Raw genomic sequence first — 1,018 nt, forward strand, 5'->3', positions numbered from 1 at the left:
CAAAGAAGATAATTTCATCTTCTTTTTTCACTTTTATCTTGCTATCTATCAGTTTTTCTAGTATAATAGTTTATTGTGAGCAAACCTCACTTACCCCTTGCAAAGACTAGGGGTCATTAGACCAAAAGGAGGAACATATCAATGGCTAAATACGAAATTCTTTATATCATTCGTCCAAACATTGAAGAAGAAGCGAAAAACGCTTTGGTAGCACGTTTTGACTCTATCTTGACTGACAACGGTGCAACTGTTGTTGAATCAAAATCATGGGAAAAACGTCGTCTTGCATACGAAATCCAAGATTTCCGTGAAGGACTTTACCACATCGTTAACGTTGAAGCTAACGACGACGTAGCTCTTAAAGAGTTTGACCGTCTTTCAAAAATCAACGCTGACATTCTTCGTCACATGATCGTCAAACTTGACGCGTAAGAAGGTAAATTATGATTAACAATGTTGTACTTGTAGGGCGTATGACACGTGACGCTGAGTTGCGTTATACCCCATCAAATGTAGCAGTTGCGACTTTTACTCTTGCAGTAAACCGTACATTTAAGAGTCAAAATGGCGAACGTGAGGCTGATTTTATCAATGTCGTTATGTGGCGCCAACAGGCTGAAAATCTTGCTAACTGGGCTAAAAAAGGCTCTCTTATCGGGATTACAGGTCGTATCCAGACTCGTAGTTACGATAACCAGCAAGGACAACGTGTCTACGTAACAGAAGTCGTGGCTGACAATTTCCAAATGTTGGAAAGCCGTAGCGTGCGTGAAGGACATACAGGTGGAGCTTATTCTGCACCAACTGCTAGTTATACAGCACCTACAAATTCAGTACCTGACTTTTCACGTGATGAAAATCCATTTGGAGCAACAAATCCATTGGACATTTCAGATGATGATTTACCATTCTAATGGACAACTAAAATTATAAAGGAGAAAAACATGGCTCAACAACGTCGTGGCGGATTCAAACGCCGTAAAAAAGTTGATTACATCGCAGCAAACAAAATTGAATA

The 1,018-nt window shown here is 39.8% G+C and carries 2 protein-coding genes and 1 pseudogene; all 3 read left to right on the top strand.

Annotated elements, in window-relative coordinates:
- Positions 1 to 141 precede the first annotated feature (141 nt).
- A complete protein-coding gene (rpsF, locus tag SORDD16_RS02990) occupies positions 142 to 432 on the top strand; it encodes a 30S ribosomal protein S6 (protein ID WP_001151783.1) in 291 nt (96 codons plus the stop codon).
- A gap of 11 nt (positions 433 to 443) precedes the next feature.
- Positions 444 to 914, top strand: a complete 471-nt coding sequence (gene ssbA, locus SORDD16_RS02995) for a single-stranded DNA-binding protein SsbA (protein WP_061452329.1) — start codon at positions 444 to 446, stop codon at positions 912 to 914.
- A gap of 30 nt (positions 915 to 944) precedes the next feature.
- Positions 945 to 1,018: pseudogene (locus SORDD16_RS11520) on the top strand (30S ribosomal protein S18); the annotation flags it as partial.

Source organism: Streptococcus oralis (assembly GCF_001578945.1).
Taxonomy (GTDB): Bacteria; Bacillota; Bacilli; order Lactobacillales; family Streptococcaceae; genus Streptococcus; species Streptococcus oralis_Q.

What these genes read in the sequence shown, in the direction of transcription:
- ssbA (WP_061452329.1), top strand. Translation starts at nt 444, where the DNA reads ATGATTAACAATGTTGTACTTGTAGGGCGTATGACACGTGACGCTGAG.
- rpsF (WP_001151783.1), top strand. Translation starts at nt 142, where the DNA reads ATGGCTAAATACGAAATTCTTTATATCATTCGTCCAAACATTGAAGAA.